The 26,943-nt window shown below is 40.4% G+C and carries 22 protein-coding genes; 11 read left to right on the forward strand and 11 right to left on the reverse strand.

Translation table 11 applies throughout. The features are described 5' to 3' along the window. The first annotated feature begins 1 nt into the window (after position 1). The 4 genes from hemL to J3L16_RS03050 all read left to right on the forward strand — a co-directional run bounded on the left by hemL (position 2) and on the right by J3L16_RS03050 (position 3,582). On the forward strand, positions 2 to 1,285 hold the full coding sequence (hemL, locus tag J3L16_RS03035) for a glutamate-1-semialdehyde 2,1-aminomutase (RefSeq protein ID WP_207611411.1): 1,284 nt from the start codon (positions 2 to 4) through the stop codon (positions 1,283 to 1,285). A gap of 13 nt (positions 1,286 to 1,298) precedes the next feature. Next, on the forward strand, positions 1,299 to 2,381 hold the full coding sequence (locus J3L16_RS03040; RefSeq protein WP_207611412.1) for an adenylate/guanylate cyclase domain-containing protein: 1,083 nt from the start codon (positions 1,299 to 1,301) through the stop codon (positions 2,379 to 2,381). 122 nt (positions 2,382 to 2,503) lie between these two features. Beyond that, on the forward strand, positions 2,504 to 2,836 hold the full coding sequence (locus J3L16_RS03045; protein WP_207611413.1) for a DUF3392 family protein: 333 nt from the start codon (positions 2,504 to 2,506) through the stop codon (positions 2,834 to 2,836). Positions 2,837 to 2,934: 98 nt separating this feature from the next. Further along, the gene (locus J3L16_RS03050; protein ID WP_207611414.1) at positions 2,935 to 3,582 is read left to right on the forward strand and encodes a hypothetical protein; all 648 of its coding nucleotides are present in this window, start codon (positions 2,935 to 2,937) and stop codon (positions 3,580 to 3,582) included. A gap of 43 nt (positions 3,583 to 3,625) precedes the next feature. On the opposite strand, the gene J3L16_RS03055 is transcribed toward J3L16_RS03050, so the two are convergent. The 4 genes from J3L16_RS03055 to glnK form a co-directional block, all read right to left on the reverse strand. After that, entirely contained in the window at positions 3,626 to 4,546 is a 921-nt protein-coding gene (locus tag J3L16_RS03055; protein WP_207611415.1) for a Dyp-type peroxidase, read from the reverse strand. Positions 4,547 to 4,549: 3 nt separating this feature from the next. After that, on the reverse strand, positions 4,550 to 6,235 hold the full coding sequence (ggt, locus tag J3L16_RS03060; protein ID WP_207611416.1) for a gamma-glutamyltransferase: 1,686 nt from the start codon (positions 6,233 to 6,235) through the stop codon (positions 4,550 to 4,552). Between the two features lie 135 nt (positions 6,236 to 6,370). Then, entirely contained in the window at positions 6,371 to 7,612 is a 1,242-nt protein-coding gene (locus J3L16_RS03065) for an ammonium transporter (protein ID WP_207611417.1), read from the reverse strand. Between the two features lie 30 nt (positions 7,613 to 7,642). Then, a complete protein-coding gene (gene glnK / locus J3L16_RS03070) occupies positions 7,643 to 7,981 on the reverse strand; it encodes a P-II family nitrogen regulator (protein WP_207611418.1) in 339 nt (112 codons plus the stop codon). A gap of 252 nt (positions 7,982 to 8,233) precedes the next feature. Between glnK and J3L16_RS03075 the strand changes: the two genes are divergently transcribed. Continuing rightward, complete coding sequence (locus tag J3L16_RS03075; protein ID WP_207611419.1) at positions 8,234 to 8,968, forward strand: hypothetical protein; 735 nt, start codon at positions 8,234 to 8,236, stop codon at positions 8,966 to 8,968. A gap of 393 nt (positions 8,969 to 9,361) precedes the next feature. Here J3L16_RS03075 and mrcB read toward each other — a convergent pair whose 3' ends face one another. After that, the gene (gene mrcB, locus J3L16_RS03080; RefSeq protein WP_242698627.1) at positions 9,362 to 11,656 is read right to left on the reverse strand and encodes a penicillin-binding protein 1B; all 2,295 of its coding nucleotides are present in this window, start codon (positions 11,654 to 11,656) and stop codon (positions 9,362 to 9,364) included. A 109-nt stretch (positions 11,657 to 11,765) separates the two neighbouring features. Here mrcB and J3L16_RS03085 point away from each other — a divergent pair, with 109 nt between their 5' ends. After that, a complete protein-coding gene (locus tag J3L16_RS03085) occupies positions 11,766 to 12,962 on the forward strand; it encodes a lytic murein transglycosylase (protein WP_207611420.1) in 1,197 nt (398 codons plus the stop codon). A 107-nt stretch (positions 12,963 to 13,069) separates the two neighbouring features. Here J3L16_RS03085 and J3L16_RS03090 read toward each other — a convergent pair whose 3' ends face one another. Together J3L16_RS03090 and J3L16_RS03095 are read right to left on the reverse strand one after the other, a co-directional pair. Beyond that, entirely contained in the window at positions 13,070 to 13,537 is a 468-nt protein-coding gene (locus J3L16_RS03090; RefSeq protein WP_207611421.1) for a YHS domain-containing (seleno)protein, read from the reverse strand. Between the two features lie 139 nt (positions 13,538 to 13,676). Then, positions 13,677 to 14,693 carry a hypothetical protein gene (locus J3L16_RS03095; RefSeq protein ID WP_207611422.1) on the reverse strand — a complete coding sequence of 339 codons (1,017 nt, stop codon included), beginning with the start codon at positions 14,691 to 14,693 and terminating at the stop codon, positions 13,677 to 13,679. A 372-nt stretch (positions 14,694 to 15,065) separates the two neighbouring features. On the opposite strand from J3L16_RS03095, the gene J3L16_RS03100 reads away from it, so the two are divergent. Next, positions 15,066 to 16,166, forward strand: a complete 1,101-nt coding sequence (locus tag J3L16_RS03100; RefSeq protein WP_207611423.1) for a polysaccharide lyase family 7 protein — start codon at positions 15,066 to 15,068, stop codon at positions 16,164 to 16,166. A gap of 27 nt (positions 16,167 to 16,193) precedes the next feature. After that, positions 16,194 to 17,114 (forward strand): DMT family transporter, encoded by a 921-nt coding sequence (locus tag J3L16_RS03105; protein WP_347564634.1) that lies wholly within the window; start codon positions 16,194 to 16,196, stop codon positions 17,112 to 17,114. On the opposite strand, the gene J3L16_RS03110 is transcribed toward J3L16_RS03105, so the two are convergent. Together J3L16_RS03110 and J3L16_RS03115 are read right to left on the reverse strand one after the other, a co-directional pair. Continuing rightward, a complete protein-coding gene (locus J3L16_RS03110; RefSeq protein ID WP_207611424.1) occupies positions 17,111 to 18,091 on the reverse strand; it encodes a DUF1679 domain-containing protein in 981 nt (326 codons plus the stop codon). The genes J3L16_RS03105 and J3L16_RS03110 overlap by 4 nt on opposite strands. A gap of 237 nt (positions 18,092 to 18,328) precedes the next feature. Continuing rightward, a complete protein-coding gene (locus J3L16_RS03115) occupies positions 18,329 to 20,362 on the reverse strand; it encodes a methyl-accepting chemotaxis protein (protein ID WP_207611425.1) in 2,034 nt (677 codons plus the stop codon). A 219-nt stretch (positions 20,363 to 20,581) separates the two neighbouring features. Between J3L16_RS03115 and J3L16_RS03120 the strand changes: the two genes are divergently transcribed. After that, positions 20,582 to 21,886: a sugar ABC transporter substrate-binding protein gene (locus J3L16_RS03120; protein WP_207611426.1), complete on the forward strand. Its 1,305-nt coding sequence runs from the start codon at positions 20,582 to 20,584 to the stop codon at positions 21,884 to 21,886. A 10-nt stretch (positions 21,887 to 21,896) separates the two neighbouring features. On the opposite strand, the gene hrpB is transcribed toward J3L16_RS03120, so the two are convergent. Then, positions 21,897 to 24,401, reverse strand: a complete 2,505-nt coding sequence (gene hrpB, locus J3L16_RS03125; RefSeq protein ID WP_207611427.1) for an ATP-dependent helicase HrpB — start codon at positions 24,399 to 24,401, stop codon at positions 21,897 to 21,899. A gap of 235 nt (positions 24,402 to 24,636) precedes the next feature. Between hrpB and purU the strand changes: the two genes are divergently transcribed. Then, positions 24,637 to 25,491, forward strand: coding sequence for a formyltetrahydrofolate deformylase (purU, locus tag J3L16_RS03130; RefSeq protein WP_207611428.1), 855 nt, complete (start codon positions 24,637 to 24,639; stop codon positions 25,489 to 25,491). Positions 25,492 to 25,685: 194 nt separating this feature from the next. After that, a complete protein-coding gene (locus tag J3L16_RS03135; protein ID WP_207611429.1) occupies positions 25,686 to 26,210 on the forward strand; it encodes a hypothetical protein in 525 nt (174 codons plus the stop codon). A gap of 29 nt (positions 26,211 to 26,239) precedes the next feature. On the opposite strand, the gene yjjG is transcribed toward J3L16_RS03135, so the two are convergent. After that, positions 26,240 to 26,920: a pyrimidine 5'-nucleotidase gene (yjjG, locus tag J3L16_RS03140; RefSeq protein WP_207611430.1), complete on the reverse strand. Its 681-nt coding sequence runs from the start codon at positions 26,918 to 26,920 to the stop codon at positions 26,240 to 26,242. Positions 26,921 to 26,943 lie beyond the last annotated feature (23 nt).

The raw sequence follows: 26,943 nt of genomic DNA on the forward strand, positions 1-26,943 counted from the left end.
TATGACTCAGTCAGAAACTCTTTTTGCTCGTGCCCAAAAAACCATCCCTGGAGGCGTAAACTCTCCTGTTCGTGCATTTAAAGCTGTGGGTGGAACACCCCGATTTATCACTAAAGCCGATGGCCCCTTCATTTGGGATGTAGATGGCAATAAATATATTGATTATGTGCAATCATGGGGGCCCATGGTGTTGGGCCATAACAACAATGACATACGAGACGCTGTCGTTGCGGCGGCACAAAATGGTTTGAGTTTTGGCGCACCTACTGAAGCCGAAATTATCATGGCGGAAAAAATTACCGATCTAGTGCCTTCAATGGAAATGGTTCGCATGGTGAACTCAGGAACCGAAGCCACCATGTCTGCAATCCGGCTTGCTCGTGGCTATACAAGTAAAAACAAGATTTTGAAGTTTGAAGGGTGTTATCACGGCCATGCAGATGCGTTATTAGTAAAAGCAGGCTCTGGCGCGTTGACATTGGGTGTTCCAAGCTCTCCTGGTGTACCTGAAGATTATGCAAAACACACCTTAACGGTGGAATTTAATAATTTGGAATCAGTACGGCACGCTTTCAATGAACACGGTGACGATATCGCCTGTATTATTGTTGAACCTGTTGCTGGAAATATGAATTGTATTCCTCCGGTTCCGGGCTTCCTCGAAGGCTTGCGCAGTATTTGTGACGACTACAATAGTGTACTTATTTTTGATGAAGTCATGACCGGCTTTCGCGTCGCCAGAGGTGGGGCACAAGAAAAGTATTCGGTTAAACCCGACTTAACCTGCTTGGGTAAAGTTATTGGCGGTGGCATGCCCGTAGGTGCATTTGGCGGAAGAAGAGACATACTTACCCATATTGCTCCAACAGGCCCCGTTTACCAAGCGGGTACACTATCAGGTAACCCTGTTGCCATGGCGGCGGGGCTTGCAGCACTAAATCAATTACAAAATGCGTCGCTGTATGACAGTATTTTTGAAAATACTCAGTTACTCGCTGAAGGTTTCCGCGACCTTGCCCATAGTCATAATATTCCAATGACAATTAACATCGCGGGAAGTATGTTTGGGCTATTCTTTACCGGTGTTGAGCAGGTTACTAATTACCAACAAGCTATAAATTGCAATACAACGCAATTTAATCAATTTTATCATGGTATGCTTAATGAAGGTGTTTATTTGGCACCAGCGTCATATGAAGCTGGCTTTGTATCTAAAGCCCATACCAAAGAAATTGTAGAGCTGACCTTACGAGCTGCAGATAAGGTTTTCAGCACGCTAAAATAACGGATGGACATACATGGACGCAACCGCGGTCATAAATTTTATTGTATTACCTTTAAGTGTTTACGCAATAGGTGTGACCGCAGTATTGATACGCTGTGAAAAAGTAAAAAAAGCAAAACGCGCTCGAGCTGAGCTAACGCTTTCAAATTCATTATTAAAAGCGGCAGAAGACGAAGCGTTTAAACAAAAAACAGATGAAGCCCTGCGCTTAAGCAATGTCATCCAAAAGTTTGTACCTCGCCAATTTATGGACCATTTCGAACAAAATGGTGTGGGTAATCTGGAGCTAGGCTATGCGGTAGAAGACGAAGTTGCCATTCTGTGCTGTGACATACGAGGCTTTACCAGTATGTCTGAGATTCTTACGCCTCATGAACTTATGCGTTTTTTAAATTCGTATTTTTTACGTATGAATGGCCCAATTCAACAAAACCATGGTTTCATAGATAAGTTCATTGGTGACGCCATTATGGCACTTTTTGATCACCCTGGGGGAACTGAATCTGATAAGGCCAAAGATGCGATTAATGCAGCAATAGCCCTGCAAAAAACGGTCAATTTGTACAATGAACATAGAAAAAATTGCCACTATGATCCCGTATCGGTTGGGATTGGTATTCACTATGGTTCGGTTATCATAGGTACAGTGGGATCCGATGATCGTATGGACACAACCGTTATCGGCGACAATGTGAATGTTGCATTTCGAATAGAGTCTTTGGCACCAAAATATCAGGCGGGAATTTTAGTCAGCGAACAAGTATTAAAATCTGCAGGAGATGACTACCAAGTTGAGCATCGAATGTTAGATTTTGTGCGAGTAAAAGGTCGGTCAAAACCCGTAAAAATTTATGAAGTTCTTGAACATCTCAGTGACGCTCAAAAACAAAGCAAGCTCTGCACGAAAAGTGATATTGAAAAAGGACTCGCATGTCGCATGAAAAAAGACTGGGAGCAAGCACTCACTTACTTCAGTGCAGCGTTAAATAAATCTCCTGACGATCGCCTGATCATCCATCATATCGAAATGTGCCATCGGTGCCAAAGCATGGCACTACCGGATAACTGGGATGGCGCGATGACTTCCCCTGCTTAAAACGACGCTAATTAGCAGTACAAATTCACTTAACACTGAAAGATAAATAAAAAATATCAAAGATCTATGGAAGTTTCCTCTATACTTTATCAAAAGTATTTTCATTGAAAAAAGCTGTGTTTATGAAATTTGTAACAGATATTTTGTCGCAATTAAGTCAATGGTGTCAGCCTCATATAAGCCAAATTGCACTCACCTTACTAGCAACCTTATTAGTTATTTATGGAGATGTAATCAACAAGCATATTAAACGTATGGTCAGCCCCTATCATTTTATTGTGCGAACCTTTGCTTTTGTAATCATGTGTGCATTTGGTTATGGTGCGTTAATGCTTTTTATCACCCCTTTTATAAAAGATATTTTACTGTTAATCCCTTACCTTTATCGTGGTATCAGTATTATTTTTAGCTTTTTATTACTCGGTTTTTTAGCAGAAAATAGACGATATATATAGTCATTTAAATTTATACCTAAGTATTACAGCCTAATATTGCAGAACTTACTTTTGTGGACTAAATTCTTTTTTTTAAATTATCACAAAAAAATCACAATATGAAAAACTGTACACTTAAAATAATTTCACTAACCACTCTTTTTCTTATCTCAAGTATTGCATCCGCCGCATCTCTAAAGAAGAACTCGGATTATAGCTTTCCTCTTGAAGTTGATGCGGCAGCTCCCGCCATCATCTTTCCAATCACGCTCCACGGCGTGCCGGGCGACTCACAGGAAGTTGGTCTTGCAATTACAGCAGGCGTCGCCTCTAAGCATGGTAAATCCGTGATTTCATCACAACAACTTTACAGTATGGTTGGGAACATGTCTTACTCATTAGCTGAAGGCATGCGCAAACGAGCTAAGAAGAAAAAATATTCAATGGACAGTTCTGCCGATGAATTAACATCATCCATTGATGAGTTGACCACAGCACTAAAGAAAGTCAGCGCGGTATCAGACGATTATCAATTTAAATATGCTATTGTTTTACACGTTGATTCAGCAAAAGGCAGCCTTTCTATTCCAGGAACTAAACTAGGTGTTAAAAAGGTTGTTGCGTTTGGTGGTATCATTGACATTGAAAAAAATGAGATCGTTAATTTTATTGAAGAAAAAGTAACACTAGCAAATAGTGATCAACTTATTCTTGGACAAATGCCTAAAGAAATGAACGATATCGTTGAAAAGCTACTAGGTGCTTAACAAGCATAAAAAGAATAAATGGACCAAGCCATTGGTCCATTTTTTAGAAACGGCTAACACTTTCCTGAATAAAGGTAACCGAGGGCGCAAAATAGGCTCCACCGGATTCAGCACTTGTAAAATCTAACCAGCGATCATAATCCCCCTCACTGGTCCCTACTACTTGAGAGTAAAGACGGGATTTAAAAATACGAGGAGAGTTTGCACAGCATACGAAAAACAAACCTTGGGTGGTCATATCGCCATAAGGCATCCCTTGTAAAATTAAATTTTCATGGGATTCATCGCTCCAATTCGTCGCCGCTCTAATGACATGAGAAGAGTCAGAACATTCAGGACTAACAAGGTTATGCTCTTTGGTAACTCCCATTACTTGTTCTTGTTGTCGCTCAGACAGACTATGCCAACGCCTTAGATCGTGTTTATAACACTGAACGTGAATGTAACTTCCTCCAGCAAACAAAGGGTTTTCGTCACCAATAATCGCCATTTCTCGCCTTTTAAGGCCTCGAGGATTATTGGCTCCATACACAAAGCCGTTCAAATCTCTGCCATCTAAATAGCGAAAACCAGACACAGACTCCACTAATTCGGCATGAAGTCGCATTAATTCCATTACTTCTAAACCGATCGCATAACATATGTCTACGCGATCAGTTCTAATTTGTATGAATAAATCACATTGAGTAACGGGTGCACTGCGATCGTCACATTGCACATCAGGAAACGCACTTAACTCTGAGGGAACAGGGCCTGGATACAACTCTTGCCAATACGATTCCCCAACAGCAATCATTCCCGTCACCATTGCCTCATAATGCTCTTTATCGTAATGATCAAAGATATCGAGTATACGTGCTAATTTCGCCCTAACTTCGGTTGCGTCATCATCTGAAACATTAAAAAGCAAATATTGCGCATGAAGGTTAGGCTCAGCACATACACCTTTTTGTGGCTGAGACATTAATTAATACCCTGCAGCATATCCATCTTTCCTCGATTCAGACGCACCAATATAAACCTGTCTTTCAGCATCATAGCGAATAGCTTGGTACCCACCAAACACCCCAATACTCTCTTCGACTTTATGCCCTTTGTCTATTAGTTCACGTTTGGTTTGCATGGGTATTTGAGATTCAATATGCACTTTCCCACCTGAAATCATCATACCGCCAGTTGGGCTAGATGAGCCTGAATGTATCACTCGAGGTGCGTCGCCAGCTTCTTGCACATTCATGTCAAAATCTATCATATTTATTAAAATCTGTGCATGCATTTGGGGCTGTGTTGCGCCTCCCATAACACCAAAACTCATCCACGGCTCACCATTTTGGGTCACAAATGCTGGAATAATAGTGTGAAAAGGACGCTTACCCGGTGCATAAGTATTGTAGTGACTTGGGTCAAGGATAAACAGCTCCCCCCTATTTTGAAGCATAAAGCCCAATTCTGGTGGCACCATACCTGAGCCCATACCGCGATAATTGCTTTGAATTAACGACACCATATTGCCATCTTTATCCGCAACGGTAAGGTAGATAGTATCCCCATCTACTGGTCCCGCATTAACAGACAAAGCCGCTTTCTTTTTATCAATAAGGGCACGACGTTCATTGGCGTAATCTTTTGAAATCAACGACTCTACGGGGAGATTATTAAATGCAGGATCCGCGTAAAACTTAGCTCTATCTGCAAATGCGACTTTCTTAGCTTCAATAAAGGTATGGATATACTCAGTACTTCCAAAACCCATGTTACGGATATCAAACCCTTCAAGCAGATTTAGGATCTGTAACGCTGCGATCCCCTGCCCATTTGGCGGCAGTTCCCAAATGTCATATCCTCGATAATTTGTTGAAACCGGCTCTACCCATTCTGACGTATGAGATGCGAGATCTTCTTTAGTTAAAAACCCACCTTGTTCTTTCAAATGGGCAGCAATACGCGCAGCGATGTCGCCTTTATAAAATGCATCCCGCCCCCCCGTTGCTAACTTTTCATAAGTTGCAGCTAAGTGAGGGTTTTTAAATATGTCTCCTGTTTTAGGGACTTTTCCATCAATAAGGTAGGTATCTGCAAACCCATCGTAATGGCCAACTCGTTGTGCATTTAACTTCCAGTAATGAGCTACGACTTCGCTAACTGGGAACCCATTTTTAGCATAATGAATGCTCGGTGTCAGTAGCTCTGCCATAGGTAAATTACCGAATTTACCGTGTAGTTCGTACCAACCATCTACAGCGCCAGGTACAGAAACTGGAAGCGGGCCAAAAGAGGGTATCTTAGTCAACCCTCGCTTAGTTAATTCAGTAAGCGTTAAAGACTGTGGAGAGCGACCTGATGCATTCAAACCGTGAAGCTTTTTTTCTTTTGCATCCCAGACTATAGCGAATAGATCCCCACCAATCCCTGCGCCAGTAGGTTCAACTAACCCTAACATTGCATTTGCAGCAATTGCTGCGTCTACCGCAGTACCACCTTTTTTTAAAACATCAATTGCTGTTTGTGTTGCCAGTGGATGACTTGTTGCAGCCATTCCATTTTGCCCATAAACCTCTGAACGACTAGCAAACAACTTCCCCGATACTCTGTCATATGCATAAGCTGAAAATATGTGAGAGATAAATAGTAAAACAACAAGAGCTTTAAACATGAAATACCATTGGATTGAGACGAATAAACTTAAATATAACCCGTATCGACTTGGCTTTGAAGGTATATAGAAAGATAAAAAAAAGCCCCGATAAATCAGGGCTTTTTCAAAACGTATTTTACGAAAAGTAAAATCTTATTTAGTGAAGTCTGGGTATGCTTCCAAACCACATTCGCTAATGTCTACGCCTTCGAATTCTTCTTCTTCAGAAACACGTACACCAATAAGCATTTTAATCGCTATCCAAACAATCAAGCTCGCTACAAACACCCAAGCAAAAATCGTAAGCGCACCAATAATCTGACCACTGAAGCTGGCATCACTGTTTGTAATTGGTACTAGAAGTAGACCTAGTAAACCCACTACACCGTGAACCGAAATCGCACCTACTGGATCATCAATTTTCAACTTGTCTAAAGTAATAATACTAAATACAACTAACACACCACCTAGCGCACCAAATAAAGTAGCTAGACCAGGAGTTGGTGTATCAGGACCAGCAGTAATGGCAACTAGACCAGCTAAAGCACCGTTTAATGCCATTGTTAGGTCAGCTTTACGGAACAAGATACGCGCAACAATTAACGCCGCAATAGAACCACCTGCCGCTGCCGCATTAGTATTCATAAATACTACGGCTACCGCATTTGCACTTTCAACAGTTGCTGTAGCTAAAACAGAACCGCCATTGAAACCAAACCAGCCCATCCATAAAATGAATGTACCTAATGTAGCTAAAGGTAAGTTAGAGCCAGGAATTGCATTTACTTTACCGTCAGCAGTGTACTTGCCTTTACGAGCGCCAAGTACAATAACACCTGCTAACGCAGCCGCTGCACCAGCCATATGTACAATACCTGAACCCGCGAAATCTAAGAAACCAAGATCACCTAGTGTGTATAAACCAAATACGGCTTCGCCACCCCAAGTCCAAGAACCTTCCATTGGGTAAATGAAACCAGTCATTACAACCGCAAATGCAAGGAAAGCCCAAAGCTTCATACGTTCAGCAACTGCGCCAGACACAATTGACATGGCTGTTGCGACGAAAACTACTTGGAAAAAGAAATCAGCTGAAGGAGCATAAGTTGCAGCATCATCAGCTGCAACGCCTGTTGCGCCGTCACCAGTAATACCGCCAAGGAATGCAGTCCATTCACCGCCACCGTACATGATGCCATAACCGCAAATCATGTACATTGTGCAAGCGATTGCATACAAAGCAACGTTTTTAGTAAGAATCTCTGTGGTATTTTTAGCTCTTACTAAACCCGCTTCAAGCATTGCAAAGCCCGCAGCCATCCACATTACAAGCGCACCACAAACTAAAAAGTAAAAGGTATCTAACGCGTACCCTAGTTCAAATGTTATTTCCATTATTTCTCTCCGGTTGGAAACTGTGCCTAATTACAAGGCATCACTGTTGGATTCGCCGGTACGGATACGTACAGCACCTTCCAAATCAAATACAAACACTTTACCATCACCGATTTTTCCGGTTTTAGCAGCGCTTACTATTGCTTCTACAAGACGATCGACTTGCTCGTCTTGAACAGCGATTTCCAATTTAACTTTAGGCAGGAAATCGACTTGATATTCCGCACCGCGATATAGCTCCGTGTGTCCTTTCTGACGTCCGAAACCTTTAACTTCAGTAACAGTAAGACCTTCTATACCTATTTCTGAAATGGCTTCACGGACATCATCTAGCTTGAAAGGCTTAATGATTGCTGTGACTAGTTTCATTATTTACTCCAGTGTGCACTTGTAGTTATGTACTAATCGAGTCTAAATGCAATTATCAGTCCATAAATGCAAGCTGTAATATTACGTAACTTATAATTTACAATGTTGAGAATGTCGCACCATTTTAACTCCACCTCAGTGCAAAATTAAAATTTTGCACCAAAATAGAGCATGGCGATTATGGTTCAATTCTTTGAACTTTTCATTCATATTGCGCTCTCCTATTAATAAAAGTTTAAGGACAAAGTTAAAATGAAAAAATGGGTTCCAATTACCCTTTCTCTCTTGTTTCATGGGGTAGTTCTTTTTTTCATTGCGAAAAGCGAACTTACGATACCATTGGAGCCAAAAAAACCGTCTCCTTTAAAAGCAGTTTTATATTTTCTTTCAGTGCCAAAAGATATCCAAGAACCTCCTGAAACTATTACAGAGGAAGCCACCTTTGATATTGAAGAAGTTCCCTCTAATACTGAGCTTGTTGTACCTGAAGCTAAGGCTAAAGCTGAAACTCCAATTGAAACTGTTTTGCCATTACCTGAAAAAATCACAATCGATGAACCTTTTGAGCAAGAACAAATTTCAAATGAAAATTCAACTGCCGAGGTGACTGCGCCTTCACCAGTAAAATCCAAATTAAGCATTGCTGATGCAACTAGAAATGCGCTTTCTGTTTTGCAAAGCGAATCTATCGAATCAATCTACCAAGAAGAAAAGGCTGAATTTGATAACCAAGATACGCAAATTATCGAAAATGCCCCAAGGTATACCCAAGAGCAATTAGAAAATAGACATCGTCCGCAGCCTGTTGATATAAATTGTCAGAGCAAAGCCAAAAAAGCATTGGCAATTGCATCTAATTTTACGGGAGGTAGGTTGAAGTGTCGTAAGAACAGCAATGAGCAAATTAATAGCTATATTAACAAGCATTTAAACAAAGAAACCCAACAAAGAAGAATAGATGATAAATTTGACCAAAAAGCTAAATAATTCGCCAAATTCCTGACGAAAAAACATCAGCTTTAAAATTTGAGAATAAACAAACTTGTAATTAGCGTTAAATATCAATAATTTAGAGAATCTTCTCATCATGGCATAACTTTCGCTATATACATATTACTAGCATATGCCTCCCTGTCGTTACGCTAGCTTTGGCGGGTTTTTCAACCCGCCTTTTTTTAACTAACCTGAATCCTGTTTAAGAAACGGCGCTCAATACTGCTAGAATTGCGAATTACTGCGTTGTAAAAGCCAGCAATAGAATAACTATTACGTGACTTTTACGCCTTGCACTTCACAATTCTAACAGCACCGAGTGTCAAGATTAAAATTAGCACTTTCAAACAAACACTTGCACCATTCCTTAAACAGGATTCAGGTTAACTAATTTCCAAAAATTCTTTCCCACCACGAAACCTTCTCTTCTTTCTTTGCATGATTAGTGCTCGGTGATGAAACATTACAACTCGTTGCCTCAGTGGGAAGAACATCTAATATGGCCGGCACACTTAATGTGGACCCACACCCTGGGAAAATACGCTCGCCGGTGTGTGAATCAAAATGTGCAATGCCCAAGCTACTAGGGAAGCGCTGGGTTAGCGATTTGGGCTCTTGCAGCTTCTGGTATGCAATAAACACTGGCATTGCACCTGACGCGCCGGACAGGTTAATTGTTTTGTTATCATCATTGCCAACCCAAACGGTGACCACATTTCGGCGGTCAAAGCCTGCGAACCAACTGTCTCTATAATCGTTAGTTGTGCCCGTTTTACCCGCCATAAAGGTATTACCAAAAGTGCTCCCAACGCGTTTTGCAGTGCCTGTTTGAGTCACTTGGTGTAACGCATAATTTGTCAAATATGTTGCGTCTTCATCCACAACTTGAGCTTTGAAGTCAGCGTGTTTCCACAATAATGCATTTTTCGCAGAAACAATGGAATTCACCGTATGTAATGGTGCGTATTCCCCTGCATTCGCAAGCGTTTGATATACCTGATTAACTTCAAAAACTGACAGCGCCATGGCCCCCAAAGTAATCGAAGGAACGTTAGGAATGGCGCTTTTCACGCCCATACGATAAAAATTATCAATAATCGGTTTTAGCCCAATTTCAACACCTAAACGCACCGTAGGTACATTTAAAGAGTCAGTCAGTCCGGTTATCAGAGGAACTCGCCCCCTGAATTTTTTATCTGCATTTTGCGGTTGCCAAGTTCGTCCATCTTTATCAGGTAAGCTCAAAGGCGAATCGGTTAAAGGTGTTGCAAGGTTATACTGAATAGGATCTTCAAGCGCGGTTAAATATACAATGGGCTTAGCCAAAGAACCGATAGGTCGATATGCATTTAAGGCTCTATTAAAGCCTTTAAAGCCAACTCTTCGACCACCAACCATAGCGCGAATTTCGCCTGTTTGATTGTCAGAAACGATTATCGCCCCGTTTAATTCCACTCCAACACTGCTTTGTTTGTTATCTAATGTAGATACCAGTGCTTTTTCTGCCCTACGCTGCGCATTGATATCGATAGTGGTAAACACTTTCACTCCTGATTCCCGAAGTGACGGCTGGGCTAATATATCTGCCAATTCACTTCGAACCTTTTCCATAAAAGCAGGAAATTTACCACTGGCTAGCGTACCTGAAGGGTCTAAACCTAAAGGCGATAAAATCATTTGCTCATAATCATTTTTAGCAATGGCATTGTTCTCGAACAAAATACGTAACACTAAGTTTCTTCGTTCTAATGCTCTTTCTGGGTAACGCAGAGGATTATAATAAGATGGCCCTTTCACCATGCCTACCAGTAACGCTAAATTTTGAATGGGCAACTCATTTAAAGGTCGGTCAAAGAAATAATGCGCTGCTAAACCGAAACCGTGTATCGCATTATCGCCATTTTGACCCAAATACACTTCATTTAAATAGGCCGTAAGAATGCGATCTTTACTGTACCTAGCATCAATCGCTATGGCCATCATGGCCTCTTTCGCTTTTCTTACTAACGAGCGTTCTCTGGTAAGAAACACGTTTTTAGCTAATTGTTGAGTAAGCGTACTTCCTCCTTGAACCGTTTTACCTGCAACCACATTAGCCACAAGTGCACGTAAGATAGATTTCGGTGCTATCCCATGATGATGATAAAAATCTTTGTCTTCAGTGAGTGTTAGCGCGTCAATTAACGTCTCGGGAACACTTTGTTGATCTAACAACATCCGATCTTCTCTGTTACTAGTAATCAGACGCGAAACCAGCCAAGGTTCCAGTTGAGTTTGTTTAATAGACACCTGAGAGGACAAGTCAACAATACTGACAATACGATTTCCGTTCCAGGACACCTTTAAACGTCTTGCTGATTCGTAGCCATTCGGAAAATGAAAAGCTCTACGATAAATAACTAAGGTATTGGTCGTAAAAAAATAAGTGCCGCTACTTGTCACATCTGATGCTTTTCGATACCCCAATAATGCCAATTCATCTTTAACTTCAGTTCGGGTAATTTCGGCATTAACCGACAATTGCATTGGTCGAGCGTAAACCTGCGCCGGAACTTGCCAAATACTGCCACTAAAGCGATGTTTAATTTGTGCGTCTAAATACAGTCCGTAGGCACCCAACAATGTAAAACCGACAATACACAATCGAACAAACAATTTTCGCTTCCAAGGCTTTTTACTCAAAATATTTCCTTCCAATACATCTTGTATTACTTCACTGACGGCGTTTATTTGCTTATGATAAACGGGACTCTAATAGAACCACAATGGTTCTATATTATCAGGATTATTTATGCGTCATTATTTTTCTGCCATTGTTGTATCTTTTATCTGCTTTTCTGTTAGTGCGGAGCAAACCGAAGCTGAACTCGCCTTCAACACGTGTAAACCTGAGCTATTATCAAAAGCCACTCAGGCTGGTGTAAATGAACAATTAGCAGCACCCGTTATTGATGGTTTACAGTACCAAGCTAGAGTTATCGAGCTTGACCGCAAACAACCAGAATTTGTACAAACCTTCCCTTCTTATTTTTCTAAGCGAGTTAATGACTGGCGTATTAATAAAGGAAAAGAAATGTACGCCAAACACAAATCCTTTTTGGCTTCATTAACTCACGAGTATGGCGTACCTGCCCATTACATACTGTCTTTTTGGGGACTAGAAACAAATTTTGGTAATTATAAAGGAAAAATGCCCGTTCTCGATTCACTCGCGACTTTGGCTTGCGACCCAAGAAGGTCGAGCTACTTTACTCAAGAGTTTGTTGTGGCGCTGGAACTTATGCAACGAGAATCACTCACAACCGAACAAATGGTGGGTTCATGGGCGGGAGCAATGGGCCACACGCAATTTATGCCATCAGCTTACAAGCATTACGCAATAGATGGTGATGGCGACAATAAAATAGACTTGTGGAATAGTGAACAAGACGCACTAGCAAGTGCCGCTCACTTTCTCGCTAACCTTGGCTGGACGCCCGGTTTGCGTTGGGGCAGAGAAGTACAACTGCCAAAAGAATTTAATTACGGCTTAATGGGCAGAGAACACAAACAAAGCATTACCGAATGGGCCAAATTGGGACTAAAAAAAGCGGATGGCAGTGAACTAGGTAATGCCGACGTTGAGGGTTATCTAGTTGTACCAGCTGGGCATACAGGTCCTAAATTTCTAGTCTATAAGAACTTTCGAACGATCATGCGCTGGAATAACTCGGAATTTTACGCAATTGCTGTAGGTAATTTGGCCGATCAGCTTATCGGTGGTTCACCTTTGAAAGCTACATTGCCAGACTTACCTGTATATACCCGTCAAACCATTAAATCTCTACAGGCTTACTTGAATACACAAGGATTTGAAGTCGGTAAGCCAGACGGCATAATGGGTCCAATGACACGAAATGGTATACGCCAAGCACAACAGAAATTGAATTTAACCGCTGATGGCTTTCCATCGAAAGATCTTATGGATGTTGTAACCCAAACTCGGTAATCGTTTATTTTCCATGCTCATATTTTTTGAGACGCATGCAAAACAAGAAATGACTTTAAGTGACGTTAAAAACGCCCTTCTTGCTAAAGCACGAAGGGCAGTCTAATTCACAGTTTATCTGCTGCTATTTCACGAATTTTTGGCCATGCCTTGTCTGCGTCGCCAATAAAACTTGATTGCTTTCCACCCCATAGTTTTGCGACATCTTCAGTGGCATTAACATAAAGCTTGCCATCAACAACTGCAAACACAGAGGGATTAATTGGAAACTTTTTATTAATGGCAGCACCATAAGCACAATATCCGCCATATTGAGGCGCATACTGAGCTGGGTTTGATTTAAACAAGTCTCGGTTTTTTTCAGAACTAAAATGGTAAATAGCACCATCATATAGCGCAGAAATACCTGCATCCCCTTTAACTGGCTCGTTTTTAGTAAAATAAGCAACGGTATCATATCCTTGCAAAATCACCCCATTTTCATCTAGCAGATTTTCCTCAGCTGCAAAACTCATTGGGCTAATCAGCATGCTTATGATGTACACCAGAATACAAAATAGTTTTAACGTCTTCATAATTACTTTCCTATCAAATTTAAATATATGTTTGTTTGAACCATAGTTCTAGCAGAGTGTTAACTCGGCTAATATCCCATAGGCAAAGTTCACTTCAAATGGCCCTAAATGCATTTAACTTGTGCGTATTTCGCATTAATTATGGTCGTGATGATTCCGAAATTCGTTTTAATAAGAACGACGGCTCATCTAGGTGTATAAAAACCTCTTCAATAGCTTCTGGTATTTGTCCCATCGCTCCTTGATAAACTTGTTCGTTACTAAATGTGATTTTTACATTCGCTATTTCACCACGTCCTAAAAATAGCGAATCTTGGTTGTCTTTAGATTCGAATTGGCCTTTCTCTACTTTTTCACATTGTGCTATCGGTACACACAACAAGCCCCAAACAGAGTTATTGATAACTAGCTGCTTATCTTGATTGTCATATTCCGATATATAACAACTGAAGTGACGAGAGATACGGTAGTTGGCTGTTAGCAGTACTAAGCCATAAAGAACAAATGCCGCCAGCGCAACTGCTCCCCATTGACTAAAACTAGAAACAAGCCAGTACGACATAAAAGTGATAGCCACTAAAGCCAAACAAACTCCCAAAAAATGCCAACGCTTTGCTGACAATAAGTTCAAATTTGCTAAGGCTTCAGGGTGATTTTTTGAAAAGCGCGGAATGGCGTAAAACCAGCTGGCAGGCTCCGTCGCTAACATAAATGCCATACTTCTTTTTTTATCGTCAGAATGCTGACTTAACGCAATAATTCTAGGGTCGCCTTTTAAGTGCCTTGCCTGCCACAACCCTTTAATAACAACATACATAAGATAAAACTCTATGGCCAAGAGCATTGCCATTAAAGGGTATCTTAACCAAGTAATAAATTCGAAATAGGTCGCTATTTCTTCTGGAAATGTATATCGAGCAACGAAAGAACTCAGCGAAAAGGGTACGATAGTCCGCCACAGCTGTTGCTTTCCAGTTTTAATTATACAGAACCAATGTGCCACCGGAATAACAAGAAAAAAGGCAATAGAAAACAAAATAAAAAGTAGTTTTTCTGATTGAGCTTGAATTTCAGTAGGCATATATTGAAAGCCCAAGGTATAAATAAAAACCACAAATATGAGATGATACAATCTAAGTTTATTGGCTTTTCGCATTCCGTCGTATTGCTCCTGAAGTTAACTATTCAATATTAGTCTTTAACTTTCTTTGTTTATTACAAATAACGAGACAAACTTTCATCTTAATCTTCGCTTAATTAAAGCATTAATATTAAGCAGTGTTATAAGCTCTAAAAGCCACACCTCAAGGAGATATAGATTGAATTCAAAACTATTCTGAACTAAAAAATCATACGAAATGAATACCCCCTAATTTCACCTATCGCTTTGCTTTTGCATAATGGACGCTAGGGCTATATCGTTTTATTTGTTAATATAATTCTAAGAATATTAATTTGACTTGTTCCAAAACTAAAAAACGTAAATGAAGTGTTCAATGTATTAACTCAAACAAATAAATGAGGTTTTATGAGGTCTTTTTCTAATTACCTAAAGCACAGTAAAATAGCAGTTTCCATTGTGTTTTTAACCAGCGGGATTGGAACAGCAATTGCCGATGTTCCTGCAGATAAATTTGATTTGAGCGAATGGAATATCACCTTACCCTCAGACGATAATAACGACGGTCAGCCAGATCAGGTTTCTGTTAAAGATATCAAAAAATTTGAACATTCGGATTTTTTCTATCTAGATGAAAATGGTGGGATGGTCTTTTCTACTCCAAATAAAGCCACAACTACTAAAAATACAACGAATACTCGTAGTGAACTTCGTCACATGCTTCGTGGCAAATCCTCACGGATAAAAACCCACGATCCAAAAAATAATTTCACCATTGCAAGTAACCCTATCGCAAAAAAATTCAAGCGAATTGGTGGAAAGATGGAAGCCACTTTAAAAGTGAACCATGTTTCATTAAATGCAAAATACCCAGAGAAAGGCCCAGCTTACTCTGTAGTAGTAGGGCAAATACATGCAACTAAGTGGAAAAAACCCATTAAAGGCTTTGGCTGGGGAAACGAACCTCTCAAAATTTACTTTAAAAAGCACCCTAACCATGAAAAGGGATCGGTTTTTTGGACCTACGAGCGCAATCTTCCAAAATCCGATGAAAACCGTATAGACATTGCTTACCCTGTTTTTGGTAATACGTGGTTAGATCCTAACGAACCCGGTGAACAAGGTATCTCGCTAGGCGAAGAATTTAGTTACGTTGTAAACGTGCACGAAGACGTTATGTATTTAACCTTTGAAGCTGAAGGCCATGAGACTGTGAAATACAGAATAAACCTAGGCAACGCTATTGATGCCTATGGCGATGTAGATAAATACGACCACCCCTATGGATACACACTGGACTATAATTACTTTAAAGCTGGTGCGTATAACCAGTGCAGTACAAAAGACGATCCCGGCTTTTGGTATCCTGCTTGTCCTGGAACGGGTAACTGGGAAGAAGATAAAGCCAACGGCAACTATTCAAGTGTCACCTTTTCTCGTTTAATAGTAGGCAAAAGCGTAGCCCCAGAACCTGGCCACGGAGAAAACCAAAAGAGAGATAAAGGATAATAAGATTTATTTAAACGAGTATCACTTGTGAACCAACTCCAACGCCCCCTATACGGCTTCCTGTTATCTTTACTAACCGCCGTTTTGTGGGGCCTTTTGCCCTTGGGTTTATTGTTATGCTTATCCGGCATGGACAGTATAACAATCACCTTCTTCCGATTTGGCTTTGCAGCTTTAATTGTATTTATAGTATTACTTTCAAAACGCTCATTGCCAAAAAAAGAAATCCTCACTAAACGAACTTTGTATCTCATTACAGGTGCAACGGTTTTCTTATTAGCAAATTATATCTCTAACGTCATAGGCCTTCGCTTCCTCAATGCATCGAGTGCTCAAGTTGTATTACAACTCGCTCCTTTTTCTTTAATGCTCGGTGGCATAATCCTATATAAAGAACACTTTACTCGGCCTCAACTTATCGGCGCTTTGATGTTAATAGCGGGTTTAGCTTTATTTTTTAACCAAAGACTCCCTGCTATTTTTGAATCAGAAACTGAAAGCGTACTAGGCATTGTTATTTTTGTAGGCTCTGCCATCGTTTGGGCATGTTACGCTCTTATCCAAAAACCACTATTAAAAACATTAAGCGCGCAACAGTTAACCGTTATTATTTATTCTATCGGCGCTTTAATGCTGCTTCCATTCAGCCAGCTTAGTAGTATTACATCACTATCTTCCATACAATTTTACGCGTTAGTGTTTTGCTGTCTAAATACCTTATTTGCTTATGGCGCATTCACTGAAGCCATTCGCGTTTGGTATGCGTCCAAAGTCAGTGCTGTTTTGGCGACCCAGCCCATTTTTACTTATATCAGTATGCGAATTGCAGAAAACATAATGCCAGAAAGTTTTCACCAGCCAGAACTGGATATATGGGCTTATTGCGGTGGTTTGTTAGTCGTATTTGGCTCGATAATATCAGCCCTGGGTAAAAAGCAATCTAGTTAGATTACACGAGACAAGCCAACCTTGGACATATGCCTCATAAATCCGCAAATCTTCCAGCTTTTCGGATTCCACCCAAGAAGAAAGCGATAAAAATCAGCCCAAGCGATTGGATACAAAAAACGCACCTCCTGTTCTAATTCATCAATATCGAGATTTATATTGTAATGTTTCACAGCCAGTTTTAGCTGATGAATATATTCGTTTAAAATTCTATCTCCGTAAACCGCAAGGTCATCCTCATGTAAAGCACTGCCTACTAAATAAGCGAGATCTTTTACGCCACATCCGCGACCTACATATTGAAAATCAACCGCTGCCACGTCTTTACTATTTGTGTGATAACAAAAATTAGCCAACTTGCTGTCGCCATGTACCAAGGTTTGGAATTTCGCATTATTCAATGCACTATCAATATCAGCAGCATATTTTTTAAATGGACTATCAGTCATAGATTGCCATTCATCTCGCCTAGTCGCCAAATGCCAATAGGTTCCTACAGGCCATAAGCCATCGGCATCTGTATTCATAAAACATCCATGAAAATACGCTAACCAACGCAGTGTTATTTTTAGTTGTGACCAGTTTGCCTCGGCTAACCGAATTGAAAACCCAGCGGCATCTAAGTCATCCATAATAATTAATCGAGTGCTGCCACAGACATCATGAGCGTGTAATTTAGCGACCTGACAGTATGAATCAGTATGTGGGGAATAATACTGATAAAAATGACTTTCCATCTGATAAGACGTTACTTTTCGGTCATGACCCACAGCCCCATCCCACCCACGAGGGTGTTCTTCAGCCCCATCGGGAGCAACCCACTTTACAATGTAGCGCTGTTTCGAAGTCGGGTTTACAAGCTTTACGATTTGCCCATAGCCGCTCCACAACGATTGAACATGCTGGTCAAATTCCAGTTCATAACAATCAAGTAAAGTACGAATTCGTTCAATTAGTGCAATATCTGGTGAGTTCATTGATATGGCTTATTGGTTAAATAATATCCCGCCAAGAAGTTAGTATGCCCTAACGAATAAAATAAGGTTTAAAGTATGCTTCACAAAGAGATTTAAAAAATTATCCCCTTAAAGAAGAGCAACGTCGCAATATTGGCATAATGACAATTACTCTTCTTCAATCCCTTTCTCTACCACTTTGAAAATTGATCACTCATATGGCGATCGAAACGAGCAAGATTTTGTAAAGCACTAAACTCATCGTTCAAAAACGAATTTTGACACATTTTCTTCTAAGTTCTTAGCAATCGCTATTTGAGATATAGCTTCATTTTTTGCCGATTCTGCTTTGTTGTTGGTTTCATCAGCCAAGCACGCAATTTGATTAATATTCTTATCAAGTTCATTAACGGTCGATGCTTGTTCTTCAGCAGCAGTTGAAATTAAAAAACTAAGATCCTGCACGTCTGACATTTTACTTTCGAAGTTAGCAATAATCTCATCTGCAAGTTTAGCTTGCTTCAGGCTCTCATCTACCAATACCTCACTTTTTTCAGTCACTTCTACTGCCAATTTAGAATCCGACACCATTGAGGATATTTTTTGCTGGATCTCTAAAGTAGATGTTTGGGTTCGAGTCGCTAATGTTCTTACTTCGTCAGCAACGACAGAGAACCCCCTACCTTGCTCCCCCGCACGAGCTGCCTCAATAGCGGCATTTAACGCCAATAGGTTAGTTTGTTCGGCGATTCCGGTAATTGTATCAACCACACTTTCGATGTTTTTAACACCTTCGTTCAGATTTTGAATAGCTAAAAGCGTCTCGTTTGTTTGTGAAGATACTTGCTCAATGCTGTGGTAGTTTTTCTGAACTTTGTCACGACCATCGTTTGCTAAACTTACTGCCTCGACGACTGATTCATGTGTTTTCTCAGTGTGTTGAGCAACATCACTAGCCGTAGAGCTCATTTCTACCAACGCCGCAGCAACCATATCTAACTCTGTTTTCTGTTGATTTACTATGGTAAGAGTACTTTTAGAACTATTTACAACTAAATCCACTGACGCCTCAACCTTCTGGGAAGAGCTTTCAATGTCTAAAACAGTTTGCTTCAAACTATTCACGACCTGTATCAGGTATCCATTTAATTGACCAAACTCATCATTCGATTTAGAAGGCTCCATTGTTCTTAAAACCCCCTTAGATAGCGCATCTAATTCATCCATGAACTTACTAATTGCTTTTTTAATAAAGCGAGTCATAGAAATAGACAATGCAATAATACCCAAAAGAATACAGATCCCAACAATAGCCGCTAAGTTATTCTGTTCTTTTGTATTTTTATTGATACTCGTAGAAAGCTCTTGGTTTTGAGAAAATGACTTTTCTAATAGTAGCCCAGTTAAACCACTCCCATTGCTCGTTAACGCTTGTAATTTAGTAAAGTCTTCATTTTGCTGCTCAATTAATTCTAATCTGCTTTTTTGAATTGCTAGTAATCCATCATTACCTTCTACTGCGTTCAACAACGACAAAGTTAGTTTCGATAATTCACGAACGAAATTTTGAAATTGGGCCTCTTCAGATGCAAAGATAAGTGCTGGTAATAAGTTTGAATGTTGATTTTGCCAACTCACAAATTGACTTCTACTTTCGTTCAACGTAGCTATTGATTCCGCATTCGCTGTTCTCTCAATAACCAACATTCCAGAAATAACTGACGCGTTTATTTCATTAACTACAGACAATACCGACTCGTCTTCTAGTTCAATTAGAATTCCTGAAAGGAGTGGCGAAATTTGTTCTCTTAACGTATCAAGAGTCGTAATTATTTTCTGTGATTTTTCTATAGCATTAACTATGTCTAGTTGAGTTGCTATCATCAGCTTTGTGCTTTCATCAACACTGTCCATTTCCACTTTCAATTGTGAAACAGTGCCATTAACTGTATTAGCAAAATCACCATGTAGGCTCAGACTTTGAAATTCCGACAACGACAAGCCAATGCGTTCGTTATTCAAGTTCAACTGCTTTGCTGCTATGTCGTACTCATCCGCTGATTCACTTGATAATAACTTTAGCACTAATGGTTCTGTTGCTTTAACTAACTCGTTTGTCTTAGATGAAAAAAGAATAACTGGAGATGATTCGTCGTTAATTAGTGTAAGGCCTGAAATAACCTGCTTACCATTAATGTAACTGAATAACACCATAGCGATGAAAAGAACCCCTATTAGAGAAAAACTCAAGGTGATCTTGGTTGATAAATTAATATTGAATATACGGCTCATAACGTTATTTCCCATCTAGGTGTAATAATTCGGCCAATCAGTGGCAAAAAAATAATTCTCTCTTAATATTAGTATTGATTATTTAATTTGACAGCTTTTGAAAGATCAATAACTTAGATTATTTATCAAACGTTATCTAAAAAACATATTATTTAGATGTATATTGCTCTTTTTTGCTATCACAAAATACATGCTTGTTAAGCCTTTAGGATTGAAATAATGAAAAAAACATCTGCTTATATCGCTACATTTTTGTCCATTTGGCTTAGCAAACCGGCATTGTCCACAGAACTAAATATCGCCACTGTTAATAATGCGCATATGATAGAAATGCAAAAATTAACACCTGAATTTGAACAGGAATACCCTGATATTAAGCTAAAATGGCATGTCTTCAACGAGGGCAGTTTACGTATGAGAGCTGTGGCTGATATTGCTTCTGGGGGAGGCAACTACGACGTAGTAACAATCGGTTTGTACGAAACCCCAATTTGGGCTAAGCGCGATTGGCTTATTCCGCTACAACTGGAAAAAAACTACGACGTAGGCGATTTATTGCCAGCTATTCGCAGTGGTTTATCATATAAAAATGACCTCTATGCCGCGCCCTTTTACGGTGAAAGCTCAATGCTAATGTACCGTAAGGATTTAATTAAAAAAGCAGGAGTTTCTTTTGATAGTAGACCTACTTGGACCGAGGTCAAAAAAGTAGCCGAAGCAATACACGACCCAACCAATGGCGTATATGGAATTTGTCTACGGGGCAAGCCAGGTTGGGGAGACAATATGGCATTAATATCGACTATTGCTAATAGCTTTGGGGGCCGCTGGTTTGATATGAGTTGGCAACCCGAAATCAATAGCAATGTATGGAACAAGGCCGTTAACTTCTATGTTGACCTACTTAATCAGTACGGTCCACCAAACCCAGCACAAAATAGCTTTCCAGAAATACTCGCGTTATCAAGAGAAGGTAAATGTGGCATGTGGGTCGATGCGTCAGTAGCGGCTTCATTCTTAACTGATCCGCAACAAAGTAAATTTGCCAATTCATGGTCATATGTTGAAGCTCCGTATCAAGAAACAACAAACGGAGCAAGTTGGCTCTGGGCGTGGTCTTTAGCTATTCCGAAAAAAGCAGCACACGTCGACGCAGCACAAACCTTTATAAACTGGGCGACGTCAAAAAATTATATACAACTAGTTGCCGCCAATAATGGGTGGGAAAACGTGCCTACAGGTACCCGTTCATCTACCTATAATACACCTGCTTATGTAAATACGGTGGGGGATTTTGCGAGTGCTGAACTGGCCGCTCTTAATAGTGCAGATCCAAATAAAAATACGCTTAAACCCTCGCCCTATTCAGGTGTTCAATTTGTGCCTATTCCCGAGTTTGTTTCTATTGCAGGCTTCACAGGGCAGCAAATAACTAAAGCGTTAGAGGGTGAAATCACTGTCGAGCAAGCCTTAGATCGGGCGCAAAAAATAGCGACACGAGAAATGCGCCGCGCAGGTTATTAACCTTGTGGGCTCATATACCGTGAGCCCGTTTTGTTCCCATCATAGCTTTAGTTTCTGCTGGGTTTTCCGGCCAAGGGTGTTTTGGATAGCGGCCGCGCATTTCTTTTGCCAGTTCCTGATAGCTACCTTGCCAAAACGCACCTAAATCTTGGGTTGTTTGTAGTGGTCGACCTGCTGGAGACAGTAAATCCACGGTAAGTGTTAATTTGCCATTGGCTAACATAATCGGCGCCCTAACACCAAACATGGCCTGCAGCTTTACCCCGCAGCGTGCTGAAGAGTGCACTGAAAAGTGTGCCTGTTCTGTTTGAGTGTGAAGGCGGTATTCAATGGCGTGTTGGTGACCCGTTGGTCCTTTAAAAGTCAAGGGCAATTGGCTGTCGAGTACCTGTTGCTGTTGCCATGAAATCATATTATTTAGCATACGATCCCAAGGTAATGCGTGAACCTGTTTCAAGGTTTTACAGTGTGACAATGAGTGATTTAGCCACTCTTCACTGCGATCTAACAGTGTTTGATTTGAAAAGTCTTCGTTCTCAAAACCTTCCAACGTTAAATTCACCGCTATTTTAGCTCTATACAGCCATTGCTCTCCTGCTGAATCTAGCGGCAGTTCACCGGGGACATTATTTAGCGAGCCCGATTGAATTGCTTTTATCCATGCCCCAGCCCAATCGAAATCAGGTGTAATTTGTATCGGCTTATGTAAATACTCACTTTCACCAAACTTACTAATTAACCTAGCTTCTATAGTACCTTTTTGGGGGTTAACAGAAAGTGACTGATACTCTGAAAATAAAGTGGGAACTCGCTCTTTTAGTGTCGTTTCATCGCAAGGCAGGGCTTTAAAAGGCAATAACGAGCCAGTAGATTGATATATACCTTCTACTAACACACACCATTCACTGGTTAACGGGAGATTTTCGCTATTGAAACGAGGCCCAAAAGCCAGTTTGTATTGATTGCCTTTTTGTCGAAAAGCCACTCGCTCTGGATAGGCCATAGCAAAACTTGCAGCAATATCACTAAGAGTTAAATTTTCTAATATCGCTTGGGTATTTCCATCGAATACTAACTTACAAAACCCAATACTTTTTAATAATGTCCTGCGCTGCACAGTCCCTTTTAACTGCACCCAATTAAGCAAAGAAACAACAGAATCAAGCTCAATATTCACATCATTGCCGTGTTCAATTAAACAAGCTGCAACACAACTTGCCACTATCACTTCAGGCGAATGATGTATGGAAGCTAACAACATAGCAGCCACTCGAGGATGAAATCCAGATTGATGAGCGGCTCGTCCCGCAGAAGTCAGAACATTGTCGCAGTTCAAAAAGCCCAATAAGGACAAAATATGATATGCACGGTCAAGCTGTGCTTTATCAGGTTGGTCAATCAAGGCCAACTGGTCAAAGTGTGTTCCCCACACCAGCACATCTAATAAATGGGCCGTAATATCCACTTCTTTGATTGCTGGACGCGTAGTCCTATTTAAGCGTTCTTGACTTGACGCTGACCACAACCGATAGCAATAACCGTCGCTCAAGCGCCCTGCTCGTCCCATGCGCTGAATGGTTGAAGGCTGAGACACCATTTTCGTAGTTAAGGCCGTCAACGCAGTTAGCGATTCAAATTTTGCTTCTTGCACTCGTCCAGAATCAATCACCACAGTTACACCTTCAATGGTTAAACTGGTTTCAGCAATATTGGTCGCTAAAATCACACTTCGGAGGTTAGCCTGGGGTTGAATAGCAGCGGACTGTTCTTGTAACGACAAGCCCCCATGCAAAGATAAAACAAGTACATCTTCATTCAATAGTAATCGCTGGCATTGACGAATGAACTTTGCGGAGGGCAAAAACACTAAGATATTGCCTTTGGGGTGTTGCAATATTGCATGGCGAACTGTGCTCACAACACGATGGCATAGGTCGTCTAATGTGCAATCACCTCTGTAAGAAACTTCCACTGGGAACATTCGCCCATCACTTGAAAGTACTTGTGCACTGGGCATTAAAGACGTCAGTGCATTAATATCCAAAGTGGCAGACATAACCAAAAGGCGTAAGTCTTCTCTCAGCTGTTGCTGGCATTCAATGGCAAACGCTAAGCCTAAATCTGCATGTACACTGCGCTCGTGAAATTCATCAAATACGATACCATCGACGTCCGGTAATTCGGGGTCGTCTTGCAACATCCGAGTTAATACACCTTCGGTCACTATGGTTAACCGTGTAGAGGACGAAACATTAGACTCGCCGCGCATACGGAAACCAATAGTTTTGCCTAAAGGCTCATTTAATTGCTTTGCAAGAAACTGGGATAAATGTTTTACCACCACTCGCCTTGGCTGAAGTAGTAAAAAACGCTTATTAGGAAATTGCTTTAACAACGCCAGAGGTACACGTGTTGATTTACCAGCACCTGGCGGCGCACTCAAAACGATATCTTTATGCTTAAATGCTTCACATAATTGAGGGCAAATATCATCAACAGGGAAGTGTAACGTCACTACTATATTCTTGCGTAGAGTTATTCATTACAAGGAGTTTAGCATTCTCTTGTACGAGATTCAGTTTGGCATTTCTGCGTTTTTTACATAGTTTTGACACCGACCTACCGAAAATTTCCATTAAAAAGCGAGATCATGACCAAAATCGCTAATTTCAGTGTTAATCAGCTTTACATTACCGCTGTCAGGCGTTAAAAAGACAGACCGTAAAATAAAACACGAATTGCTTTTTTGCATGTCACAAACTTACCGCCTTGTTATTGATTGCCCAGACCAAATTGGTCTTGTGGCTCACGTTTCTCAATTTTTAGCTCAGCATAACGCTTCCATCATTGAAGCGAGCCATCACACCGACTTAAAAACCGGTCAATTTTTTATGCGCCACGAAATTAACGCCGATGGTTTAGCATTAAATTACGAACAGTTTGTCGAAGCCTTTGCTGTTGTCGCAAATAAATACAACATGCAATGGAAAATTTCTGATTCAGGTAACAAACCCAAAGTTGCCCTACTCGCTAGTTTAGAATCTCATTGCTTGGTAGACATTCTTCATCGCTGGCATACCGGAGAGTTGAACTGCGACATCCCCTGCATTATTGGTAACCACCCGCAAATGAAACAATTTGCCGATTGGTACAAGGTGCCGTTTCATTGGGTCGACTTCAAATCTTTAGGTAAAGAGGCGGCTTTCCAACAAATTGAAACCTTAATTGAAGAATACAAGGTTGATTTAACGGTACTCGCTCGGTTTATGCAAATTCTGCCTGATTCTCTGTGCAGTAAATTTGCGGGTAAAATTATAAACATTCATCATAGTTTTTTGCCCTCATTTGCTGGAGCAAAACCCTATCAACAGGCCTATGATAGAGGTGTTAAATTGATTGGTGCAACCTGCCATTATGTGACTGCCGATCTAGACGAAGGCCCTATTATTGAGCAAAGCGTTAAACGCATTAGCCACAATGACAATGCGGCAGACATGGTACGCAAAGGAAAAGACTGTGAAGTTAACGCCCTTGCTCATGGTGTTCGTTATCACTTAGAAGACCGCGTTATTATTCATAAAAATAAAACCGTTGTATTTGCGTAAAATCACCTATCGCTTTGTTCTCTTTAACAAATAGGGCAAAGCAATTGGCGTTCGTTGTTTTCTAGATTGAGGCAGCTACAAAACCGGAAAAGTCGGAATTATAAATATAAGTGAGTTCTTGCAACACTTAAGGTAATTATTGAATAGGTTTAGAGGCTCATTTATTCTAATTATCTATCAAGGAGAGAGGCCATATGGAAATGAAGTACGTTACCTTTTATCAGCTTATCATCATCTTTTTAGTTTGCCTGTGTTGCATTCCAAATTCATTTGCAGCGTCATGCCAAAAAGAGAAAGAAAAAGCTGATTATTGGAATAACCTTATGCGTCAAGATAAAGTAACTGAACGGCGCAGGGAACGACATAGAGAAGCCAAACAAACCTACCTACACTGTTTAAATTCAGCCAAAAAATCATCATCGCCTAAAAAAAACAACCTTGTAGTGGCCAAATCCACTGTTAATTCTGAGTCGAAAAAGAAGAAGAAACAAAAACGCTACACTATCACTCAAGATATCAAGGTAAGTAGCTATCACAATTTCAAAGGCAATAAGCGGATTGCGTGGGAGAGTTTTTTCCAAGAATCGCCTGAATGTATCCACAATACGACCAATGAAAAAACCTTTGTGAAATGTGCAGAAGAACGCAAAGTTGCGTTAAGTTATTTCAATGCTCGTTGGAGCGATTCACAGCAAAAACTGATAACGTTAATAGAATAGCCGATAGTCATTCATTGCATTTAAACCCATTAACCTTTCATCAAATGTTCCAATAATTGCTTCAACGTACGGACTTCTATCGTAGGCGTTATTTCCTCTGAACATGTAACATCATTGTGATTTAACCAACAAGTATCAAACCCAAAGTTGTTACCACCCAGAATGTCCGAAGCTAGAGTATCACCAACCATAAGCGTTTTGTTTTTATCCGGCGATCCCATTTCTTCATACGCATATTGAAAAATAGTGTTATGGGGTTTCGCTACGCCTACTAGCTCAGAAATAACCAACAAAGGGAAGTAGGTATCTAATTCGGTACGGGCCAACCTGAGCTGTTGCAACCGGGCAAACCCATTCGTAATAATCCCCATGTTAACGTTATTCTGATGAAGAAAAGCAATCAGCTCTCGCGCTCCCGGCAACGGCGTTGATATGTTCAACATAGAGTCTAAAAAATCCGCATTCAATTGCTTGGTGCTTATATTAAGTTTCTTGCTCCAATATTCAAAGCGGCGCGTTTGTAATTCTTCAGCGTTAATTTGATGGTTTTGATATTCAATCCATAACGGCTTATTTAAGTTTTGGTATTGTTCAAAATCCTGTTCGTTAAAGCCAATACCGTACTGGGCAAACATGTGTTTTAACCCAGATAAATTGTCAAAATGAAAAAGCGTTTCATCCGCATCAAATAAAACCCATTGGTATTTCATTGTGTTTTTTGTTCCAAAATTAC

The organism is Alteromonas sp. 5E99-2 (genome assembly GCF_017368475.1).
GTDB lineage: Bacteria > Pseudomonadota > Gammaproteobacteria > Enterobacterales > Alteromonadaceae > Alteromonas_F.

Excerpts from the sequence above, each read along its gene's own strand:
- hemL (WP_207611411.1), top strand. The coding sequence starts at position 2 with ATGACTCAGTCAGAAACTCTTTTTGCTCGTGCCCAAAAAACCATCCCT.
- J3L16_RS03040 (WP_207611412.1), top strand. The coding sequence starts at position 1,299 with ATGGACGCAACCGCGGTCATAAATTTTATTGTATTACCTTTAAGTGTT.
- J3L16_RS03045 (WP_207611413.1), top strand. The coding sequence starts at position 2,504 with ATGAAATTTGTAACAGATATTTTGTCGCAATTAAGTCAATGGTGTCAG.
- J3L16_RS03050 (WP_207611414.1), top strand. The coding sequence starts at position 2,935 with ATGAAAAACTGTACACTTAAAATAATTTCACTAACCACTCTTTTTCTT.
- J3L16_RS03055 (WP_207611415.1), bottom strand. The coding sequence starts at position 4,546 with ATGTCTCAGCCACAAAAAGGTGTATGTGCTGAGCCTAACCTTCATGCG.
- ggt (WP_207611416.1), bottom strand. The coding sequence starts at position 6,235 with ATGTTTAAAGCTCTTGTTGTTTTACTATTTATCTCTCACATATTTTCA.
- J3L16_RS03065 (WP_207611417.1), bottom strand. The coding sequence starts at position 7,612 with ATGGAAATAACATTTGAACTAGGGTACGCGTTAGATACCTTTTACTTT.
- glnK (WP_207611418.1), bottom strand. The coding sequence starts at position 7,981 with ATGAAACTAGTCACAGCAATCATTAAGCCTTTCAAGCTAGATGATGTC.
- J3L16_RS03075 (WP_207611419.1), top strand. The coding sequence starts at position 8,234 with ATGAAAAAATGGGTTCCAATTACCCTTTCTCTCTTGTTTCATGGGGTA.
- J3L16_RS03085 (WP_207611420.1), top strand. The coding sequence starts at position 11,766 with ATGCGTCATTATTTTTCTGCCATTGTTGTATCTTTTATCTGCTTTTCT.
- J3L16_RS03090 (WP_207611421.1), bottom strand. The coding sequence starts at position 13,537 with ATGAAGACGTTAAAACTATTTTGTATTCTGGTGTACATCATAAGCATG.
- J3L16_RS03095 (WP_207611422.1), bottom strand. The coding sequence starts at position 14,693 with ATGCGAAAAGCCAATAAACTTAGATTGTATCATCTCATATTTGTGGTT.
- J3L16_RS03100 (WP_207611423.1), top strand. The coding sequence starts at position 15,066 with ATGAGGTCTTTTTCTAATTACCTAAAGCACAGTAAAATAGCAGTTTCC.
- J3L16_RS03110 (WP_207611424.1), bottom strand. The coding sequence starts at position 18,091 with ATGAACTCACCAGATATTGCACTAATTGAACGAATTCGTACTTTACTT.
- J3L16_RS03115 (WP_207611425.1), bottom strand. The coding sequence starts at position 20,362 with ATGAGCCGTATATTCAATATTAATTTATCAACCAAGATCACCTTGAGT.
- J3L16_RS03120 (WP_207611426.1), top strand. The coding sequence starts at position 20,582 with ATGAAAAAAACATCTGCTTATATCGCTACATTTTTGTCCATTTGGCTT.
- purU (WP_207611428.1), top strand. The coding sequence starts at position 24,637 with ATGTCACAAACTTACCGCCTTGTTATTGATTGCCCAGACCAAATTGGT.
- J3L16_RS03135 (WP_207611429.1), top strand. The coding sequence starts at position 25,686 with ATGGAAATGAAGTACGTTACCTTTTATCAGCTTATCATCATCTTTTTA.
- yjjG (WP_207611430.1), bottom strand. The coding sequence starts at position 26,920 with ATGAAATACCAATGGGTTTTATTTGATGCGGATGAAACGCTTTTTCAT.